At 36.2% G+C, this 21,825-nt stretch carries 17 protein-coding genes; 13 read left to right on the top strand and 4 right to left on the bottom strand.

The window, feature by feature from the left end:
• Positions 1-4 precede the first annotated feature (4 nt).
• From H4J65_RS03990 to H4J65_RS03980, 3 genes are all read left to right on the top strand, one after another.
• The gene (locus tag H4J65_RS03990; RefSeq protein ID WP_182195712.1) at positions 5-1,513 is read left to right on the top strand and encodes an oligosaccharide flippase family protein; all 1,509 of its coding nucleotides are present in this window, start codon (positions 5-7) and stop codon (positions 1,511-1,513) included.
• 139 nt (positions 1,514-1,652) lie between these two features.
• Positions 1,653-2,618 carry a GNAT family N-acetyltransferase gene (locus tag H4J65_RS03985; protein WP_182195710.1) on the top strand — a complete coding sequence of 322 codons (966 nt, stop codon included), beginning with the start codon at positions 1,653-1,655 and terminating at the stop codon, positions 2,616-2,618.
• Positions 2,619-2,894: 276 nt separating this feature from the next.
• On the top strand, positions 2,895-4,226 hold the full coding sequence (locus tag H4J65_RS03980) for an O-antigen ligase (RefSeq protein WP_182195708.1): 1,332 nt from the start codon (positions 2,895-2,897) through the stop codon (positions 4,224-4,226).
• A 236-nt stretch (positions 4,227-4,462) separates the two neighbouring features.
• Here H4J65_RS03980 and H4J65_RS18175 read toward each other — a convergent pair whose 3' ends face one another.
• From H4J65_RS18175 to H4J65_RS03965, 3 genes are all read right to left on the bottom strand, one after another.
• Positions 4,463-6,397, bottom strand: coding sequence for a tyrosine-type recombinase/integrase (locus H4J65_RS18175; RefSeq protein ID WP_182195705.1), 1,935 nt, complete (start codon positions 6,395-6,397; stop codon positions 4,463-4,465).
• Positions 6,398-6,838: 441 nt separating this feature from the next.
• Positions 6,839-7,987 carry an acyltransferase gene (locus H4J65_RS03970; RefSeq protein ID WP_182195703.1) on the bottom strand — a complete coding sequence of 383 codons (1,149 nt, stop codon included), beginning with the start codon at positions 7,985-7,987 and terminating at the stop codon, positions 6,839-6,841.
• Between the two features lie 232 nt (positions 7,988-8,219).
• Positions 8,220-9,155, bottom strand: coding sequence for a glycosyltransferase (locus H4J65_RS03965; RefSeq protein ID WP_182195701.1), 936 nt, complete (start codon positions 9,153-9,155; stop codon positions 8,220-8,222).
• Between the two features lie 298 nt (positions 9,156-9,453).
• Here H4J65_RS03965 and H4J65_RS03960 point away from each other — a divergent pair, with 298 nt between their 5' ends.
• From H4J65_RS03960 to H4J65_RS03925, 8 genes are all read left to right on the top strand, one after another.
• Positions 9,454-10,794 (top strand): phenylacetate--CoA ligase family protein, encoded by a 1,341-nt coding sequence (locus H4J65_RS03960; protein ID WP_182195699.1) that lies wholly within the window; start codon positions 9,454-9,456, stop codon positions 10,792-10,794.
• Positions 10,784-11,926: a glycosyltransferase gene (locus H4J65_RS03955; RefSeq protein ID WP_182195696.1), complete on the top strand. Its 1,143-nt coding sequence runs from the start codon at positions 10,784-10,786 to the stop codon at positions 11,924-11,926. Before H4J65_RS03960 ends, H4J65_RS03955 begins: the two co-directional genes overlap by 11 nt.
• A gap of 85 nt (positions 11,927-12,011) precedes the next feature.
• Positions 12,012-12,650 (top strand): polysaccharide deacetylase family protein, encoded by a 639-nt coding sequence (locus H4J65_RS03950; protein ID WP_182195693.1) that lies wholly within the window; start codon positions 12,012-12,014, stop codon positions 12,648-12,650.
• Complete coding sequence (locus tag H4J65_RS03945) at positions 12,650-13,855, top strand: glycosyltransferase family 4 protein (RefSeq protein ID WP_182195690.1); 1,206 nt, start codon at positions 12,650-12,652, stop codon at positions 13,853-13,855. Before H4J65_RS03950 ends, H4J65_RS03945 begins: the two co-directional genes overlap by 1 nt.
• A gap of 1 nt (position 13,856) precedes the next feature.
• A complete protein-coding gene (locus H4J65_RS03940) occupies positions 13,857-14,381 on the top strand; it encodes a serine O-acetyltransferase (RefSeq protein WP_259363403.1) in 525 nt (174 codons plus the stop codon).
• A complete protein-coding gene (locus H4J65_RS03935) occupies positions 14,381-15,553 on the top strand; it encodes a glycosyltransferase family 2 protein (RefSeq protein WP_182195687.1) in 1,173 nt (390 codons plus the stop codon). The genes H4J65_RS03940 and H4J65_RS03935 overlap by 1 nt, the downstream gene beginning before the upstream one ends.
• A gap of 71 nt (positions 15,554-15,624) precedes the next feature.
• A complete protein-coding gene (locus H4J65_RS03930; protein WP_259367508.1) occupies positions 15,625-16,719 on the top strand; it encodes a hypothetical protein in 1,095 nt (364 codons plus the stop codon).
• 3 nt (positions 16,720-16,722) lie between these two features.
• Positions 16,723-17,709 carry a polysaccharide deacetylase family protein gene (locus H4J65_RS03925; protein WP_182195684.1) on the top strand — a complete coding sequence of 329 codons (987 nt, stop codon included), beginning with the start codon at positions 16,723-16,725 and terminating at the stop codon, positions 17,707-17,709.
• A gap of 191 nt (positions 17,710-17,900) precedes the next feature.
• Here H4J65_RS03925 and H4J65_RS03920 read toward each other — a convergent pair whose 3' ends face one another.
• Entirely contained in the window at positions 17,901-19,310 is a 1,410-nt protein-coding gene (locus tag H4J65_RS03920; protein ID WP_182137257.1) for a TIGR03013 family XrtA/PEP-CTERM system glycosyltransferase, read from the bottom strand.
• Positions 19,311-19,568: 258 nt separating this feature from the next.
• On the opposite strand from H4J65_RS03920, the gene H4J65_RS03915 reads away from it, so the two are divergent.
• Positions 19,569-20,192 carry an XrtA/PEP-CTERM system exopolysaccharide export protein gene (locus H4J65_RS03915; protein WP_259367507.1) on the top strand — a complete coding sequence of 208 codons (624 nt, stop codon included), beginning with the start codon at positions 19,569-19,571 and terminating at the stop codon, positions 20,190-20,192.
• 37 nt (positions 20,193-20,229) lie between these two features.
• Complete coding sequence (locus H4J65_RS03910; protein WP_182195678.1) at positions 20,230-21,822, top strand: XrtA system polysaccharide chain length determinant; 1,593 nt, start codon at positions 20,230-20,232, stop codon at positions 21,820-21,822.
• Positions 21,823-21,825 lie beyond the last annotated feature (3 nt).

Genomic DNA, 21,825 nt, shown 5'->3' with positions numbered 1-21,825 from the left:
ATAAATGAAAAAACTCCTATTAAAAAGCTCTATATTTAGATTTTTAGAGCGGGCTATTGTTGTCATCACGTCATTATTACTTACTCCATACTTAATTAGTGTACTCGGTAGTAATGATTATGGTCTATGGGTTTTAGTACTCTCTATCCTAGGTTGGTTTAATGTTGTCGATCTTGGCTTTCCACAAGCAGTACAGAGACAAGTTATTCAAGCGCTTGCACTTAAAGATAATCATCGGGTAAATATTGTTTTTTCAACAGGGATAGTGCTTTTTGCTATTTTAGGGCTTTTTTCAGTTTTAGCACTTGTTGGTTTGACCCAAGTACCTGCGATTTTTGGCGTTACTGGGCCTGACCAATTAACCCTAGTTCAAATACTATTAGTACTTTCTATAAAGATTTTCTGGGGTTTTTTGATGAACCCTTTTCATGGTTTTTTCTCTGGCCTATTACGCTTTGATATTGACGCTAATTTATCTTCCTTAAATGCAATTGTAAAAGCATTGCTCGTATTTTGGTTAATATCAGACTTAAATATATGGGGGGCTGTTGTTGCCACCCTAGCCTCTGATGTCGTTACCAATATACTAAAAGTCATTTATGCTAAACGTTTATTCCCTAGCCTCGCTTTTAACGTGAAATTAGCTAGTTTTAATGAAATAAATGAACTTTTTTCTTATTCAAAGCACCTAGTGCTAAACGGCATTATAAATACTATTGGTTCAAAATCAGGCCCGATGATAATTACAAGATTATTTGACTTACCGTCTCTTGCCATTCAACAAATTGCTGCCAATTTAATTATGCATACGAGAGCCTTTGTTGGCACAATTACCGGTGTTTTCGGGCCAGTTTATAATAAAATGGCTGCTAAAAAACAGAATATGGAAAAAATATTTATCCAAACTACCACTATCAATATTTTTCTCGCGAGCGTAATGTTTACCTGTTTGTTAATGTTTAGCAAAGTATTCATTGTTTTATGGGTAGGTGAGGCATTTGAATATTCAGTCTCTATATTATATTACTCTGTTTTTTCTGTACTTTGTGCTGGTTTTACCACTAGCGCTAATAGCATTTTACTCGCACAAGCTAACCATAAACTTTTGTCTTTAATTAGCTTTTTTATTGTTATTTTTAACATTCCTATGGCTGTTTTTCTAGGATTAAAGTTTGGCTTAATTGGGCTTGCTATGGCGGGGGCGATTACCAATTTAATCTTTAATGTGTTTGTGAAAATGGCCCTATTTAAACACTATAATAATTATAAAACAGGTGAAATTTATCAACGCTTGGCTATGTCAATATTTCTGGTTTATTCGTTATCGTTTATTGGGTCTTCAATATTAGAAAGGCTTGCTGTCGATACTTGGCTAGAGCTAGTGTTCTCTGCCGCGCTTACTTTCCCTTTTATTGTCTTGATTTGTTGGTTTATGCTTTTACCGCAAAATCTTAAAGTCATAATATTCAACCTACTTGCCGATAAAATAAAATTAAAAAAGACCTTGGCTTAAACTAATTATTACTCGCTAAACCTATATAACTATGCCAACAACAGCTATTTTAAAAAAAATTAAAATAATAAAAGTTAGCTCCTTTGAAGAGCTGTCTCAATGTTATTACGACTACGAGAAAGCTAATAGCCAACCACTAATGAATTCATTAGTGTGGTTAACTACTTGGTATGCACATTATTGGCAAACGAGCTGGCAACTGCACAGTATCGTTATTTACCAAAATGATAACATAATCGCCATTGCCCCTTTTTATTGTCAAAATGAAAAAAAATGGCACCTGCCCACGCTTTTATACCCCTTAGGTCAGGGAGAACCCGAAAGCGCCGAAATCGCTTCAGAATATCTCGATATTTTAATATCCCCAGGATATAAAGATGTGGTGTTAAAAGAACTCGCCTTGTGTTTAAGGCTAATGAAAGTTGACCAAATAATTTGGCGTGCGGCATTATCTAACAGTCATATCTCTGCCTTAATCACTTGCGCTTTTAAATATAATATTCAACAGAACAATACCAGATACTTAGTTGAAACTAAGCGTTGGTCTATAAAAGAGTTAAGTCGAAATACTCGATCAAGACATAAGCGGTCATTAAACCAATTTCAAAAATATTCGGCAAAATGTGTTTGGATTAAACCTGAAAACTATAAAGATTACTACCAAACATTAGTCAACTTTCATCAAATACGTTGGCAAGAAAAAGGGCAGTTAGGGGCCTTTTTTCACCCTAACTTTAATGCTTTTCATCAGCAACTATTGTTAAATAATAGTGATAGTATAAAAATGAGTGCTATTTTATTTGACGGGAAAGCTATCGCAATAAACTATTATTTGAGTGATGCTACAACCTTGTATTTTTATCAGTGTGGCTGGGATGATGGGCAATATTCAAAGTTATCACCTGGGCTAGCTTTACATATTTGGAGTATAGATAACTGTAACCATTGCTATTACGATTTTATGATGGGTAGTAATCAGGATAGCTACAAGTCCAAATTTTCAAATGTAAAAATGGGCATGGTGAACTTAAAAATCAACTTAAACCCATTAAGGTTATTTGCTTATAAAGTATTAGAAAAATGGAAATTAGCATTGACGAAATGAGTAAACTGATTTTATTGATCATTAGATTATTTAATAAAACCTTAACGATATAATTTATGCGCCAGGTCAAATAAGTTATAATTATGTTAATAAATCATAACTATAGCTCAGCGTTTACTAGTTTTTCCGTAATATTCAACATTACGTTGCCAGTGATTATAGTCATTTGTTGGGTATTGTTACTTAATAAGGACATTAAAAAGGCTCAGTTGCATTATGTTATTACACATATTGTCCCGAGTGTTAAGAAAAAATTTATAAAGGAATTATAAAAGTATGGCTCGTTATTTCCCAAAAAATAAAACCGAAGACTCGCCGTTAGGCTTCTTCTTTTTATTTTTATATACCGCCTCAGTGCTTATTCGTCCACATGAAATGTTTCAAATAAGTCTTCAGTGGATAACCATTCAAATTTTTATCATTATTGCGTTTGGCGCCACTGTTGCCATGCATAGGCCAATAAAAATGTATCCACAGCATTGGATGATATTAGGCTTAGTACCGTTAATTATAGTCTCAGGGTTCTTGAACGGCTCAGGCATGATAGGTGTCGAGCAATCTGAGCGCATAATGATCAGTGCACTGTTTCCTCTCTTCTTATATTCAAACTGTATAACCAGTATTAAGCGCCAACACATACTTATGGCTGTTTGTCTTTTTGCTGCACTACTTATGGTGCATAACGGTCATGTACAACAAACGGCATATCAAGGCGCTGGTTGGGCATTAGGCACATACTCTGTTGGTTACATTAATCTTGGTGAGCGGCGCATTACTTATTTAGGGTTTTTTAATGATCCAAATGACATAGGTATGTTTTTAGTCATGAACATTCCTTTTGCTATTTATTTTTATAAAAAAAGCCAAGCGGTCAGTAAAATACTTATGTTTGGCGTATTGGCGACGCTATTTTATGGTATTTATTTAACCGGTTCTCGTGGCACTATGCTTGGTGCTGGTGCTTTAATTGCGGTATATTTTATCGTAATGAATGCGGGGCCAAAACTATTTATTACCATTGTAGTTCTCGCCCCTATTGCTGCTACAGTAATAACATCTCTACAAAGTAATATGGACGAGTCTGCCGATGGCCGCTTAGAGGCTTGGTATGCTGGGGTGCTCATGCTATTACACAACCCTATTTTTGGTATCGGCATGGGCCAGTTTCTTGAAGAACATGGCTTAGTGGCACACAATTCATATATTCATGTTGCTGCTGAATTAGGAGTGCCAGGTTATTCTTTATGGGGCGGGGCATTGATTTTTACCGCGTTAACGGGCTATCTATTTGTTCAAGATAGAATTAGCAAGAAAAAGCTAGACGACGCTGAAACAACTCTCCCGCCTGAAGAAGAAGCAGAGTTATTTCTAAACAAAACCCTGTTCTTTTCTTTGGTGGGTTTTATGATCACAGGCTTTTTTATCAGTAGAATGTTCACACTATTGCTATTCATCTTTTTAGGTATGGCAATAGCGTCCCACATTAGACTCGTAAAGCTCAATCCAGAATATGCAATACACTTTTCTACACGCCTTGCTGTTCGATCTATGCTTTATTGCTGGTCAATTATCGTTGCTGTTTATATTTCCTTAAAGTTAGGATTATAATTTAGGCCGCCAAAATACAATCGTACTGAGCAGCGTTATTGATAGCAAAACAATAATTTAATTTAGGATATTAGCGGCACTCGCCGTTATGATTAGCCACAGCATACTTGCTTTAGTAAGTAACCTAGAGCCAGCTAGTTAGTCCAGATTGTCATTTTTTCAATGTACCAAGAATTATCTGACATTTATTATAAGGCTTGTTAATAAAGCCCTGAACACATCAAAAGATACTTAATTTAATGTGTTGGGTATATTGTTCTAACTTCTGTATTTTCCAACTGTGTGTTAATACTATTTTTACGGTAAAGCGACAACTGTGCGGGGTTAATATATCCTGCTATTTTTTCCAAATCATTTAATTTTATTCCTTGCTCAGATAGAAAAGTAAGATAGGTATGTCGCAAGCTTTCTAGGCTAATGCCTTCTGGTTTTGCTAACGCTGCGTCATGAGCGCTATTAGTGATTAAATGAGATAGTTCTTCAAGTGAATAATCTTCATCAAAAATATTGTCTTGCGTGTTTTTATACTCCATAACGTCTGCAGTTAGCACACTGACTTCAGGTGATAACACTATATTTCTGGCGAACGCTCCGTTAACTTCGAGGGTGTTTTTTTCTAAATCAACATCCTGTAACTTAATTGCTAATAATTCTTTAATATTCACGCCACTTAATACTAGCAAAATAACAAGTTTTCCTTGTTTACTAGCAAAACTCACCAGTTTATGACATTCACCAGCACTTAAAAGTCGAAAACTTTCCATAGCAAATTTTTGTTCAAGCAATACTTGATTCTCGGAAATTTGAGCCTCTTGTTGATGAAGCAGTTGTCGCTTATCGCTCATGTCATTGGGCACTACGGTATAATTTGAAAAAACTGTTGATGCCTGTTTTTGTCGTACAATATAACTAAACAAAAATAACGCTATTAGTGAAGCAACCGCTGCTATTAGCACGCTAATTAAAGAGTCTCTTTTATTATTAGGTGCTATAGGATAACTAGGCACAAATGGATATTCTAGCACCTTAAATTGAGGTCTTCCTACCTGTAGCATTTCCTGCGCGAGCAAGCTATCTTTTAGGCTTTGTGCTTGTGCTACCAATTTATCCAATGAATCATTCAAGCGAACATATTCTTTTAAACGATGATTAAAAGCTTGGGCTTTTATACTGAGCGCATCAAGTTGCTCGGTTAAAAGACTAACTTTGCTTTTTGCCACCAGTAAATTGTTTTTAGCTTCTTTTACGAATATAGATTGGCTTAATAGGCTCTCTTTTTTAAATTGTTCTTGTAAATTTAATAACGAATTTTGCATCGAAATTATCCTAGGATCTTTCTCCATATATTTTCGCGTATATTTATCAGATAATTCACTCAATTGATTTTCAATTTTAGCTATATTTTGTCTTATCGTTGCAATAGTAGCTTCATCTTCAGGATGAGTAATTAACCTATTTTCTTTTTCAGCATAGTTAATGCGGTTTACTATTTCTTGCTGGTTAAGGTAGTCTTGCTCTGCAGCATGCAGCAATTTTTCCAGTGAGTTTACTTTATTTAAAATTTTGTTTTCGTTACGCTCAAGAGAAACAATGTCTTTATCTTGACTATAGGTAATTAATGCTACTTTTTGTTGCGATATTTTTTCCTCTAAAGCCATAAGCATGTTGCTTAGCCTTAATATACTATCAGTATTATTATTGTCGTTTTCTTCTCCAAAGGCCTTAAGGTATTCTTCTAACCAAGCAGACAAAATCGGCTTCAATTGCTCAGGGTTACTTCCGGTTGCCCTTAAGTTAATAATTTGGCCACTTTGCAACTCGGCACTTAGCATTTCACTCAGTAATTTCACATTACTTTGTATACCGTAATTAAAGCGTATGCTGTGATTAACTGCTGCTAATATTCTGTTACTTGTAAGGCGCTGCTGATTTTGTAAACTATCTATCATTAACGTAGAAGAAGATTCTGCACCTGATATCTGTGTAGCAGAAAATTGAATAGTAGCCTTGCTCTCAAAAATATTTTCTCTAGTCCATACCAAAATTAACGATACTATAAGAACAAATAGAAATGTTCCTATTAGTACTTTCCATTTTTTCGTTTGTAAAATTTCATTTTGAATATTGGAATCTAATTCTATATTTTGGGTTTGATATACGGGAGATGTCACATCTACGCTCCGATCGAAAGACACTAGTTATTACTCGTTTTTATGGTGTATAAAGTTAAAGTATGCGGGAATATTAAAAAGCCAACATATTTTAATGCCATACCCAAAAAGGATAGATTAAAAGTCATTTTTATATCCTTCAAATTGCTAACTCTGAAAATACAGGGTTGTGGTTAATCAAATTTAATTTTTTAAGTGTTAAATCGAAAACAATACTCATATCTGATATATAGTAAAGACCAGTCATAATTTTAAATCTTGCCATAGTAAGTATCAGCCGGTTTATGTTCCAATGTTTTTCAGTCTTTATTACATGTCAAAAAAGCTTAGTTATGCTTAATTATTAATCTTTTAAACTCTATTACTGTTTGCTCTGTGATCTCTTGCGGATAAATTATATTTTTGTTAATTTTTCATAATAATTATCTCCGTAAAAGATAATTATTTTATTAACTTTTTGCCATATTTCATACTCGGTAACTCAACATTTAAGAAAGTTAGGGTTGAAATAATAACAACGATACAAGCAACAAATGGCATAGAAATAATATATTCTTCATAAGTAAAAAATGACAAATCAGCAAACGGCAGTATTGTGAATAAAATATATAGAGCTATGCCGTGCAACAAGTAAATGCTATAGCTAATTTCACCAAGAACTTTAGAGCCTGTTAAAGAAAGCACACCAAACAAATCATTTCCTAAGGCTATTGGAATGAAGAAAATAGTAATATAAACAAGCTGCACCACACTAAGAAATTCTGCAGAAGTTAACGATAGTATAAGAGAGGTTAAAGAAATATACGACCATAGATAATGTCTAAAAAAAGTATGATTCTCATTAAGTTTTTGGCTTAAATAAGCAGTACAACCTCCTACTGCAAATAAAATAAAATACTTACTATTTATTTTTGCAAAAATTACAGGCTCAATAAAAAAGAAAAAACATATTGCAATCAAGCTAAGGCTAATTGATCTGTTTAATTTTAGAATAAATGCAAGCATGGGTAAAATTAAATAGAATAGCCACTCATACCTTAACGTCCAGTAGACCTCAGCTATAATCAATTCTGTATGCTCAAAACCATTAATTTTAGTTCCCTGGAATAACATCCATCTTACATAGTTTTTTAATAATTGTAGGGTGTCAGTATTGATAATAAAGTTTGTCTCATAAAATGCTAGCACTGTTATAAACAATAAAGCGAAAATATAAAGTGGGTAAATCCTAAATATTCTAGACACATATAAGCGTAACCAGCGAATATTACCAGTATCTTTTAATAACTTTTGTGTAAATAACAACCCCGTAATCATAAAAAAAACAGCTACACCAACTTTACCTAAATTTTGTATATAGCTATCTTCATGCTGCTGCCATATCCCTTGAGTTTTCCAATACCAAGTAATTATAAAATGATGTATAAAAACCCCTAAAGCTAAATATCCACGCAACCCATCAATGGCTCCAAAACGGTTGTCTCTTAATAGGATAAACTGAAATTTTTTCGACCTAGATATTTTTGTACTTAAATAGAATACCGTTAGTAGAGTTATTAATATTGAAGTGATTTGCCAGAGGTGGATCATATTTTCAATTTCCTATGTGTTTTTCTAAATAGAGAAAATCACTTTCTCATAGACTTCTTATCTAACAGGTTTAGGAGAAATACAAAAAATATACCACCACTTAATATCTGTATTTCAGAATGTATTATCTATAATTTCAAGAAAACATACTGAAAGGGTATGATGCTTCCCATTATAAAGCCCCTAGACATACTTTTAAAAACGAATGACTCGAACGTAGATACACGAGTCACTAATGCATGATAAATTTGCGTTTAGTTTTTTGTAGTATGTTCCAAAAAAAATTGGGCACTACTTTTATGCACCAGCCTTTTAAAAAAGATGGGATATTTTTTTTAGTTTGATGGGCACGAATGTAAGTATTACCGGCTAAATTATACAAGCCCGAATAAATATAAGACTTAGCATACCTAAGGTGTAGCCGTTGTTTGATTAACGACCAGTCTGCAGTTTTTTGGTAAGTAGTTGCTATTGTTTCAATTTTTTTTAAACATACCATTTCAGCTTCATGCATTTTCTCATCGTTTAATGAGTAATTGTCGCCATGAAATACGTGAACAGCGAGGTGTTCTGCAACAAAATCAAACTCACAAACCATGGCTAATTTAAGCCAAAGGTGCCAGTCGTCTACCCCCATTAAAGCTCTGTCATCGTCAAAACCATCGACTTGCTGTAAGTCGCTTTTCCGAACTACAGCGGTACAGCAAGTGAGCATATTTAATTGTACTAATTGCTCAAAAACCTTGCCTTTATGCTTATTTTTAAAGCCTGACTTTGACTGTCTTTTATATAAAATATAATCAGTGATGGCGCCACAGTAAACTAGACCAACTTTGTTATTACTAAACAATGGCATTTGTTGACTGAGCTTGCTTGGTAGCCATAAATCATCTTGATCACAAAAGGCGATAAAATCACCTTTTGCTTGGCCAATACCAAAGTTTCTAGCGTGAGCAACACCGCCATTACTATTAAAAAAAGGTTTTATACGGGGGTCTTGCGCTACAAGTTGGCTAATAATAGCTTTTGAATTATCTACAGAACCGTCGTCAACTAAAATAAGTTCAATATTTTCATAGTCTTGAGCTAATATCGATTCAACAGTTTTTTCTAGATATTCTGCACCGTTATATACAGGTACAACAACAGAAACTAATACTTGTGACACAAAAACTTCCTTTTATTTACTTCTCTATGTAATTCACACAGGTAACAATGTAGCCAAACTTTAGCCTGCCAAGTTAACAGCATAAATGCCGCCCAAAAGTCAGTTCATAGATATTTAGTTAAAATAATTAACGCTACATATGCCTTTATTTAAGTCATAACAATTGCGGTATTATTATCAACTAAGCACTTAATTTTTTATTATCTAAGAATATTACTATAAAAGCGTTACTTTTATGTAATTAATTTGTTAAATTTAAGCCATTGGACGACTAAAAATAAAAGGATGATTTTTACTGATGTATACCGCAATTTTTCGTCATGTATTAATGCCGATGTATGAACTTGTTAAAGGTAAAAATCTTGTTGAACATATCACCCATTATGAACAACATTTAACCTGGACGCCTGAAGAGTTAAAGCAACATCAGTGGCAGCAGCTGCGAAAATTACTTGAGCATGCATTTAAACATACCAGCTTTTATCCCAAATTTTGGGCTAAAGTTGGCATTCACTCTATTGATGACATTAATACTATGTCAGATTTTGCCAAACTCCCCTTAGTGACTAAAGATGATATTACCGAGCATTATCGTGACATTGTCGCCAATAACGCAAAAAACAATATCAAAAAAGCGACCGGTGGCTCTACAGGGCAACCGTTTCGTTTCGAACTTGATATAGAAAGCAATACACGCCGAGAAGCTATTATGTGGCGCGGTTATGGTTGGTTAGGCGCAGACTTAGGGCAAAAAACGTTATACCTTTGGGGGGCTGACATTGGTCAACCCACATTATTTAAAAGTATAAAAAATAACTTGTACCATAGGTTTTACAATAGAAAAATGCTTAATTCGTTCGCCATGAACACCAACAACATGCATACCTATGTAGAGGAGATAAATAGTTATCGACCCACAGCGCTGGTTTCTTATGTGAACCCTTTATATGAATTAGCTCGATTTATTATCGAACAAAAAATCTCGGTATTCTCCCCAAAAACCATTCTGACGGGTGCCGAGCCATTGCACGAATTTCAAAGACAAGTCATCGAAAAAGCTTTTAACTGTGAGGTTTATAATACCTTTGGTTGCCGTGAATTTATGCTGATGTCGGCAGAATGCCAAGCACATAAAAACCTTCATATTAATAGTGATCATTTAGTGGTGGAAACTGTTAACAATTTAGGACGGTCAATAACTGGCGAGTCAGGCGATTTGGTTGTTACCGACTTATATAATTACGGTATGCCGTTAATTCGATATGTTAATGGTGATAGAGCCACTTTAATAGACCAAGCTTGCGGGTGCGAAAACCCGTTACCCATTATGAGCAGTATTGATGGCCGTAAACTCGATATTATTAAAACTGCTTCTGGAAAATCAATTCCCGGCGAGCTTTTCCCACACTTGTTTAAAGAATTTATCGGCATAGATAAATTTCAAGTTAAACAAAGCGAAATATCTAGTGTGCAGATACTGTTGATTACCAATAAGCACTTTACTGAACAAAACAAAGATGACATTGCCAAAGAGATAAATAAATACGCTGAAAACGAGTTACAGCTGATGTTTGATCTAGTAGATGATATCCCGCTAACCGTTAGCGGCAAACACAGAGTAACTATCTGTGAACTCTGATAAAAACAAACAATCACTTGTTATAATCTCTAATTTATACCCTTTACCTTGGGAGCCTAATCGAGCAACATTCAACCGTCAGCAATTTGCTCAACTCGATGATAAATTTACTAAAAGTGTTTTAGTGCCTATTGCCTTTGCTGATTGGTTTTCCCATAGAAAAGAGCTTAAACAAACAGAAAATTTGCGATACGTGCCTTACTTTTACCTGCCAAAGTTTGGTCGGCGATTTTATAGCGCTATGATGTTTGCCTCGATAATGCTGCATTCTGGTTACTGGTTAATGCGCAAAAATCCGAAAAAAATATTCGCCAGTTGGGCCTTTCCCGATGCAGTAGCGGCTAGTTGGATCAGTAAGCTATTTAATTGTGACTTCTATTTTAAAGTGCATGGCAGTGATATTAATTTGCATGGCAAGGTGCCGGCTCGCGCCAAACAAATAGTTAATGCCAGTAAAAGAGCTTTAGGCATTTTGTCAGTCTCTCAGGCTCTAGCTAATGAAATGATCGCTATGGGTGTTAATAAAGAAAAAATTCATGTTATTTACAACGGTGTTGATCAGCAAAAATTTCAAGTACAGCATGCCATAACAAAAGAAAAAAATGATGATTATATTTTATATGTTGGTAATTTAAAAAAAGAGAAAGGTGTCATTGAGCTACTCAAAGGCTTTGCTGCAATAAGTGAAAAACACCCTACCCTTAAATTGTTATATGCTGGGCCTGGTAATTTACGCAGTGAAATTTCTAGCCAAGCAAAACATTTAGCCATCAGTGACAAGGTTATTTTATTGGGCAGTGTTGATCATGACCAATTGCCTGAGCTTATTAGCCAAGCTCGTGCCTTAGCCTTACCTAGTTATAACGAAGGTGTGCCAAATGTAGTACTTGAGGCAATGGCTTGTGGCATACCGGTATTGGTCAGTAATGTTGGTGGTATTCCTGAAGTGGTTGATGAAAAAATTTGTGGCAAAATAATTTCAGCCAAAAGTGACTTGGCCGTGGCCAATGGCTTAGCTTATATTTTATCAAACACATGGGATAAAGAAAAAATACAGCAGCATAGCTTACAGTTTTCTTGGCAAAACAATCGCCAGCAACTGCTGCAAATGTTAATGAAAATTAACACTTGATAGCAATATTATTAACATTCAGGGTATGATTATTAATCGTTACTGTTACAATGTGATTTAATCAAAATAATGGAACTATGATTTAATGCTCGGTAAATTAAAATATCTCCTCAGGTCAATCATACTGCCCGACCGTTTATTTTTATTGAGCAAAACTCAACAAGAAAAAACACTCTATTTAACCTTTGACGATGGTCCTGTTCCTGGCGTAATCGAGCGTTTGTTGGATTTACTCGATAAATATCAAATTAAGGTCACCTTTTTTATTATTGGTAGTCGAGCAGAAAGCAACCCTGATTTACTGCACGAAATCCACAAGCGCGCTCACACCATCGCGAATCACTCTTATAGTCATCCCGCGTTTCATAAAATTTCACATACTGAAAAAATCATAGAAATTGATAAAACTAATCTCATTATTAAACAGATTACGGGTAAACCTTGTACCTTATTTAGAGCGCCTCATGGGCGTTGGGATAAACGCTTAATATTGACACTGCTGCTGAAAAAAATTACCGCCGTGCATTGGAGTCGCGACTCTCAAGACTTTTTAAAAGAGCCTGCGAATAAAATTGCCGAGCGCTTACTAAAACAGCCAGTTAAGTCTGGCGATATTATTCTATTTCATGACGACAACACACGTTGTATTGATGCACTTGACATACTAATTCCGCAATGGCTTGCGCAAGGTTACTGCTTTAGCGCACTGGAGCACAAATACTAGTGAATATTTTATTTCATCATAGAACCCGTGGCAGAGGTGCTGAAGGTGTGCATATTCGAGGTGTTGTTAAAGGCTTGAGGCAGTTAGGTAATAACGTTGATATTTTATCTTTACCTGGAGCCGAACCTGAAGCAGAAGAAACAAACATTGCAGTTGAACAGGCTAAAAAAGCACCGACTAAAAAAAGTAGTTTTTCCATACTTTCTGATCTGACCAAACATGTGCCAGAATTTGTCTTTGAACTTTTTGAACTGGCTTTTAATTTAATTGCCTTAATACGTTTACGTAAAGCGGTTAAAGAAAAAAATATTACCCTTATTTATGAACGTTATTCTTTATTTATGTTTTCCAGTGTTTGGTGGGCAAAACGTCATAACTTACCCATAGTGCTAGAAATTAACGACTCTTGCCAAGTTCAAAGGGTGCGTGCATTAAGCTTTAAAAAGCTTGCTACAAAAATAGAGGCTTGGACTTTTAAAAATGCTACCGGCTTAGTGTTTATTTCAACGCGATTTAAGCAAGTCGCTGAGCAAGCCTACGGTGAGATTGCAAACTCGGTTGTTTCACCCAATGCGGCCGACTTAGATAAGTTTGTTATTGATGAAAGCTCAGGTTGCGCTTTAAGAAGTAAACTCGGTATTGAAGACAAAATAGTGCTGGGTTATGTCGGTGCATTTGTGCATTGGCATGGTATTGACTGGTTTGTAGATTTAGTTTGCCATCGATTAAAACAAACACCTGAACTAGTATTATTGCTAGTAGGCGATGGTGTCGCTTTTGAGGGCATTAAAAACAAGGTGATTGAAGCCGGTGTTGAATCGCAAGTTATTTTACCGGGTAAAGTGCCACATCACCAAGTTTCATCCTATTTATCCGCCATGGATTTAGGGATATTACCTGATTCAAATGATTATGGTTCACCGATGAAATTATTTGAATTTATGGCGATGGGCAAAGGCATGATCGCTCCTGACTTTAGTCCTATTGCCGAGGTTGTTCGAGATAACGTTACCAGTTGGTTGTTTCCAGCTGGCGATAAACAAGCCTGTATCGACAAAGTTTTTGACATTGTTAATGATAGAAAAGCACATAAAGCCGTCGGTATTAATGCCCGTGCTTATATTGAAAGCGAGCGCCAATGGCAGCATAACGCGGCGCAGTTATTATCGCTCGTGAGTCTAGATATAAATCGAGATGGTAATTGAAATGGATAATTTAAAAGCTGACTTAAGAAGAAAACAACAAATTTTTGCCCAAGATGGTGCTGATGTCAGTATGCTCAGAATTTTCATGGCTGACGGCACAAGCGCTAATGTGCTGTATCGATGTATGCGCTGGTGTGCTACCCACCAACTTGGCTTATTGGCTTACTTTTTTCAATGGGCTAATAAATTTTTAAACGCTTGTGTTATCGGCAGTGGCGCTGACTTTGCCCCTGGCTTTGTCATTATGCACCCTATGGGCATCGTTATTAATTCTAAAGTGGTTGGCGGCCATAATATTACCCTAGAAAGTGGCGTGGTTATTGGCGATGAAAAAGGTCAGTCACCTATTTTAGCTAACAATATATTTGTTGGTGCGGGTGCAAAAATTATTGGCGGGCTAACCGTCGCTGATGATGTGAAAATTGGTGCTAATGCCGTACTGACTAAAAATGCTGATAAAGGCGCCACTATGCTGGGTATACCGGCCAAAGCTTATGTGAAAAAAAATCACGGGGCAGCGAGCTAATGGAAAGCTTATTTTGGATTAGCGTCACAATAATTATCTACAGTTATTTTATTTACCCGTTAGTTTTATTTACTTTTAGTGGTATTAAACAAGCTTTCAGTGACACCAAGTATTTATGGCGCAGACATCAGCGCCGGACCTTAAATATTAAGGATTACCCCGCTGTTACTGTCATTATTGCTGCATATAACGAAGAGTCTTGCATCAAAGCCAGAATAGAAAACTTATTAAGCTTAGATTACCCAAAAGAAAAGCTTACGTTATTAATTGGCTCAGATGGCAGTAGCGATCAAACCGCAGACATACTCTCAGCCTTTGATATCGAAAATTTATATGTGCATATCTTTAACACCAACAGAGGAAAAATGAGTGTTTTAAATGACTTAGTTGAAAAAACCATTGACGATATCATCATATTTTCTGATGCTAATACCCATTTTCAATCTGATACCATAGCGCAATTAGCTCGGCATTTTAACAATGATAAAATTGGCGCAGTTTGCGGTGAGCTGCATCTAGTAGATGGCGATACGGGTGACAATAAAGACAACGTATATTGGCGTTACGAACAAGTACTAAAATTTCATGAATCTAGGCTGAATGCACTACAAGGGGCAAATGGGGCTATTTATGCTATTAGAAAGTCACTTTTTATGCCATTGCCTGCAAACACCATTGTTGATGACTTTCAAATTGCGATGAATGTGGCAAAGCAAGGTTTTCGTTTAGTTTACGACCCTGAAGCCATAGCCGTTGAAGAGATAGCTCCAAACCTTGCCGAAGAAAAAGGCAGAAGAGTGCGTATTGGCTTAGGTAATTACCAAGCTTTTTTTAAGATGTCTTGGGCTTTAAATCCGTTATTAGGTTGGCGCTTTGTCGCTTATATTAGCCATAAAGTCTGCCGATGGTTTGTACCACACTTGATGTTGATCGTCTTGATTAGCAATGTGTTGTTACTTGATAGTGGTTTTTATCAAGCGATACTGGCGGCGCAATTAATATTTTATTTCACTGCCTTTTATGGCATTAAACAACAGGCCGATAACAAGAAAACAACAATGTTAATCGCACTTTTGGCTTTTTTTGTGGCGATGAATCTGGCATTGATGCGTGGATTTATTAAATATTTTAGTTCCAACGTGCAGGGAACTTGGCAAAGGACAACTCGCTAGTGATCATTTTATTTTTATTTTTATCTTTCATAGCTTTATATCTATTTTTTCTTATTTTAAAGAAGAAAAATATGCAGGAGTGGCTGCCACAATACATTAAACAACGCATGAACAAGCCAGCCCACAACGCGGCAAATACCCAACATATTATTTTCTCCTTTGTTGATCACTATGAACCTCAATGGGGCAAGCCAAATAGCATTGATATTGAGCGCAGCCGTGTTGACCGTTGGTGTGAAGAATATCCAGCCATGGCCAGTAAACACCTTGATGCCAACGGCGTACACCCTCAACATACCTTTTTCTACCCCGAGGAAGAGTATCGCTTTGAACATTTAGATAAAATCGCCAAATTATGTCGCGCTGGTTTTGGTGAGATAGAAGTACACCTGCATCATGACAATGACACCTCTGATAACCTAAGAGCGTCTATTAGCCAATTTTGTCATGTTTTACATAATGACCATGGTGCTTTATCCCATCATCCAGAAACAGGGCAATTAATGTATGGCTTTATTCATGGTAATTGGACACTAGATAATTCAGGTCATGACGGTAAGCTTTGTGGTGTAAACGACGAATTAATTGTTTTAAAAGAAACCGGTTGTTACGCCGACTTTACCTATCCGTCAGCCCCTCATAGTACACAACCTAAAACCATTAATAGTATCTATTACGCCAAAGATGATGCGCTTAAACCTAAATCGCATAACACGGGTGTTGACGTGAGTGTTGGAGGAAGCCCATGGGGTGACCTTATGATAGTGAACGGCCCATTGATGTTGAACTGGAAAAAATTAAAAAAAGGCATTTTTCCTCAAATCGAGAACGCTGACATTAGAAAAGGCATGGAGCCGACTGATAAGCGTGTTGATTTATGGGTAGAAGCTAATGTGCATGTTAAGGGTAAGCCTGATTGGGTATTCATTAAAGTGCACACTCATGGCACACAAGAAAGAGATATGGACGTTATATTAGGGAAACCTGTTGATGATATGTTTTCTTATTTAGAAGCTAAATACAACGATGGTGAGCGTCATCAGCTGCATTACGTTAATAGCAGGGAAATGTACAATATGATTAAAGCAGCTGAAGCAAATGAGACAGGAAGTCCTCATCAATACCGTGATTATATCTTACCCAAACCTGATTTCATTGCGAAATAGCGCATGCTGATCAATAAAATTAGAACGCGAATTTTCCGTCATTTAGGCATGACGAAAATATTATGGCGTTATCGAAAAAATGGCATTTATTGCTTTAATTTTCACCGTATAGGTGACGCTAATAAGGGCAAGTATGACCCTAATATATTTTCTTGTAGCGTAGAAGACTTAGAAAAACACGTTGCTTTTATTAAAAATAATTTTGAAATTATCAATCAGGCTTACTTTATAGCCATAGTCAATAGTGGCCAGATAGTTGATAAAAAGCTCGCTTACATTACCTTTGATGATGGTTATTTAGATAACTACGAATTAGCTTTTCCTGTTTTAAAGGCCATGAATGTCCCCGCCACCTTTTTTGTTGCTACTGGGCTAATTGAATCAGAAGTTGTTCCCTGGTGGGATGAAATTGCCTGGCATGTTAGGCAGTGTAATTTAGATGAACTGAGTCTGCCTTCGTGGCATAAGCCGGTTGTATTATCTAACACAACGTTAACTAAAAAAATTAAGGCCGTACTAAGTCAATTCAAATCGGCATCGGCGCCGATAGAAAAGCAATTAGTAGAATTACGCCAGATTACTGGTTTGGTATTAGAGCATTATGACAGTGAATTTATGACTTGGGCGCATATAGCTGAAATGGAATCAGCCGGCATGACAATCGGTGCTCATTCACATTCGCATCGTATTTTTTCAAGCTTAAGTGCCAAAGAACTATCACATGAATTATCGCATGCAAAAATGTTATTAGAAGCGAAATTAGCTCAAAAAGTATTGTCTATTTCTTACCCCGTGGGTAATGCCTCAACCTATAACAAAGACATGTTTGATGAAATAGATCGACAAGGATATCAACTTGCTTTCACTTTTCGATACTTTATCAATCAAGAATTAAAGTCTAACAAATTTCAATTAGGACGATTCTCAATTTCTGAGCCCTTTACTGAAAGAAGATTTATGGAGTTGTGTCTTAACGCACCTACCCTTTAAATGATCACAACAGTTTGAAGTTTTAAGTTGCTAGCTGTCGGCTTTCAGTTAACAAATGGCGGTTAACAAATGAGTTTTAAGTGATTAATATTATGGTGTAAACCTGCATAAATGTGGGGGTTTATTCTTGAAGCTATCTCTCAAACTCAAGTACATAGGCACTTGAATTTAAAGATATTAGGGTGGAAAGTTTAGCGGCCCTTGCCAAATAAAATGATTTCAACTGTTCTTATTAAAATCAGTAAATCCAACATAAAGCTGCGATGTTTGATGTAATATAAATCGTATTTTAGTTTTTCTAACGAGTCATTTTCTGTAGCGCCGTATGGGTACTTAAGTTGCGCCCAGCCTGTTAAACCCGGCTTAACGTTATGACGTTCATTATAGTATGGAATATTCTTAATCAACTGCTGAACAAACTCTGGACGCTCGGGACGAGGGCCAACAAAACCCATTTCACCCAGCATTACGTTATATATTTGCGGTAGTTCATCAATGCGATATTTTCGAATAAACTTACCAATTCTTGTGGTTCTATCGTCATTTTCTGAGGCCATTTGAGCACCATTTTTTTCTGCATCAAGTCGCATACTTCTAAATTTAATAATACTAAAGGCTTGGCCATCTACGCCGACACGCTCTTGAGAATAAAAAACAGGCGCTTTTAAGCCCTCATCTAACTTAATTAATAGGGTAGTAATGAGCATAATAGGCCAAGTAACCATCAATAAAATAAAGCCCATACCCGCATTAAAGACCCAGTCTAAAGTGTTTCGTAGATGATTAGGTGATGCAAAGCCATTCGAATATATAACCCAACTTGGATAAATTAAATTAACAGCAATTTGACCCGTTTCACGCTCTATAAAGTCAAGAATTTCTGTTATTTCAACGCCCCTAATTTTACAGGCAAAAAGTTCATCCACAGGTAGGTTTTCTCGGCGCTCGTCGTTGGCCACAACAATTTCATCAATTTGATGCTCTAACGCGTAATTAACTAATGAGGTATCTAACTTAATGATATTTTCATTGATGATGCCATGGTCAGCATCGCCATTAAGGACAACAAAGCCATGCATAAAAAAGTTTTGTCGGTCAACATCACGACGCATTCGCCTTTCTATAATCGAGGCACGTTCACCTCCTCCTAATACTAGGATATTGCGTTTATTGAAACCAAAAAAGTCTATTCGTAGCGTTAAATACCTCACAGCACTCACTATGAACAAACTTATCAATGACGCCATAGCTAGTAGCTCAATAGCTAATGCGTCAGCACCGTAAATAGGATTGAGCAAAGAAACAATAAAGAAACCGATAGCGACCGACACCAGTAATCTTCTCATGACGCCTCGCAAGTTCTCCCTTAACTTGGAGTTATAAAGTCCCATTGCCAAACATGAAAGCTGAACCATTAAAGCAAAAACAACTGCGTGGATAAACAACACGTTTAACGCGATACTTTGTGTATCGTAAGCAACAAAATGAAATAAACTATTTAAGTATAAGCTCAGTAAAAGAGCGCCCGCAAAACAGAAAAATTCGATTAAGACTAAAGACTTGCTACCCGAAGATAAGTCGCGAAATTTAAGGCTCGACATAAGGTTGGAAAGTTCCTTTTTAGTGAATAAAAATAAACCAGCATGCAATGCTTTTATTTTCTCAGGTGTTTATTAGAGTTGATTCATTACTAAATGTAAAGATTAGTATGTGCAAATGTTAGTATATTTAATGCACTTGATTTACAATATCTTTACAATATATTAAATAATGTGCATCAGATGTAAAAATCAAATACAATCTGATTGCTTATATAAAAAACGGTTGTAAATAAGAAGGTTAATACCATGGAAAAATGCATGACTAATACATTAAAAGCACTTATATTTCTTGCACTAGGTTATATTGTAACCGGATGTAGTTCGCCTACATTACCTCCTGCACAGCTTCACCCGTCCAACACTGTTGATGTTGACTCATACAAATATTTAATTGGTGCCGGCGATGTGGTCAATATTTTTGTTTGGCGTAATCCTGAGGTTTCCGGCACGTTTATCGTCCGTCCTGATGGCATGATCACCACTTCGCTAGTTGAAGATATTCCCGTATCAGGCAAAACACCCACGGAACTTGCCCGCTCAATTGAAGAAATACTTGCTACCTATTTGCGAGAACCTGTTGTGACCGTAACGGTCAATAATTTTGTTGGCCCCTTCAGTGAGCAAATTCGCATTATTGGTGAAGCAGCCCAGCCCAAAGCAGTAAACTACATTCAACATATGACCTTATTAGACGTTATGATCCGCGTTGGTGGCTTAACTGAGTTTGCCAATGGTAACGGGGCAATATTAGTTCGTATAGAAGATGGTCTACAAAAACAATATGACATATTTATTGAAGACCTAATTAAAAATGGGGAAATATCAGCAAATGTTGATGTATTACCTGGCGATATTATTGTAATACCTGAAACATGGTTTTAAACGTAATAGCTTTATTTACCTGTTTTAGAGGCCGGGCATGCAAGAAATTATAGAACAAATTATAGATTACCTTAAAGGGATTTGGCTTAAGCGTCGCTTTATTATCATATCAACTTGGTTAATATGCCCGTTAGCGTGGGTTTATATTGCTCAACTCGATAATGTATATGAGTCTGAAGCCCGTATATACGTAGATACTCAATCTATCCTGGGTCCGTTGTTAAAAGGTTTAACGGTTAAAACAAATCCCGAAACACAAATCCGCTTAATGATTAAAACGCTGTTAAGTCGCCCAAATCTAGAGCGCATAACGCGTATGACAGATTTAGATGTGCAAGCCACTACGCCTGCCGCTTATGAGTCATTAATTGATCGCTTAAAATCTAATATTACGATTAGAAAAACGGGTGGTCGCGCAGATAATATTTTTACCATTTCTTATCTAGATAAAGATCCTGAAATGGCAAAAAATGTCGTTAATTCGGCATTAACTGTGTTTATTGAGAATACGTTAGGTGAAAATCGAAACGATTCCAACTCAGCACAAAAATTCTTAGATACCCAGATCAAAGACTATGAAAATCGTTTATTAGCATCTGAGTCTAGGTTGACCGATTTTAAACAAAAATATAGTGGTGTGTTACCCGGTCAATATGGCGGCTATTATCAAAAGTTAAATCTTGTAAAAGAGCAACTAAAAATAATTGATTTAAGTTTACGTGAATTAGAGACTCAATTAAAGTCTGCGAAAGCGCAATTAAGCTCTTCTCCGTCCAGTGGCGGTAATGCTCAAAATAACATTAAGAATTCCTATAGTATTCAAACCACTTATGACGATCGTATTGCTGAATTAGAAGCAAATTTAGATTCACTACAATTACGCTACACTGAAATGCACCCAGATGTTAAAGAAGTTAAACGCAGACTGGCTCACTTAAATAATAAACGCAGTGAAGAAATTGATGAATATTTAAGTAGTACTAAAAATGACGATGGCAGTAAGCTTTTAAGCAGCCAAAACCCCGTTATACAACAATTGCAAATACAAGTGAATCAGTTAGAAAATCAAGTGGCATCAACTACCGTTCGAGCAAATGATTATCGCCGGCAAGTTAAAGAGCTTGAAAGCAAAATTCACATTTTGCCAGAAATTGAAGCAGAGTTAACCTCATTGAATCGTGGCTATAATATTACAAAAGAAAAATATGAACAATTACTCAACCGCAAAGAAACAGCACTGTTAGCTCAACAAGCCAATGAAACAACCAACCCAATACAATTTAAAGTTATTGACCCACCTCGAGCCCCAACTGCACCCGTTGGGCCCAAACGCATGCTATTTCTAGTGGGTTCGACTGTTTTTGCTTTTGGCGTTGGTGTTGGCTTATCACTGTTATTTAGTCAGGTTAACCCTGTGGTTACCTCTAGTAGCCAGGTAGCAAAAATTACAGGCATTCCTGTCTTTGGTGTGGTGTCAGCCACAGAAAATCTTGGCTTGCAGCGTTGGCATAAACGAAAAACCCTAATTTTTATTATTTCTAATTGTGTGCTCTTCATCATGCTGGCATTTTTTATGCTCTATGCCATTGCACCCAATGTCATATTAGCGCCGATCAGAGGGATTTTATAATTT

The sequence above is a fragment of the Colwellia sp. MB02u-9 genome (genome assembly GCF_014077085.1).
Taxonomy (GTDB): Bacteria; Pseudomonadota; Gammaproteobacteria; order Enterobacterales; family Alteromonadaceae; genus Cognaticolwellia.
The sequence above is the reverse complement of the archived record's forward strand: the minus strand, read 5'-3'. Positions and strand labels throughout refer to the sequence as shown.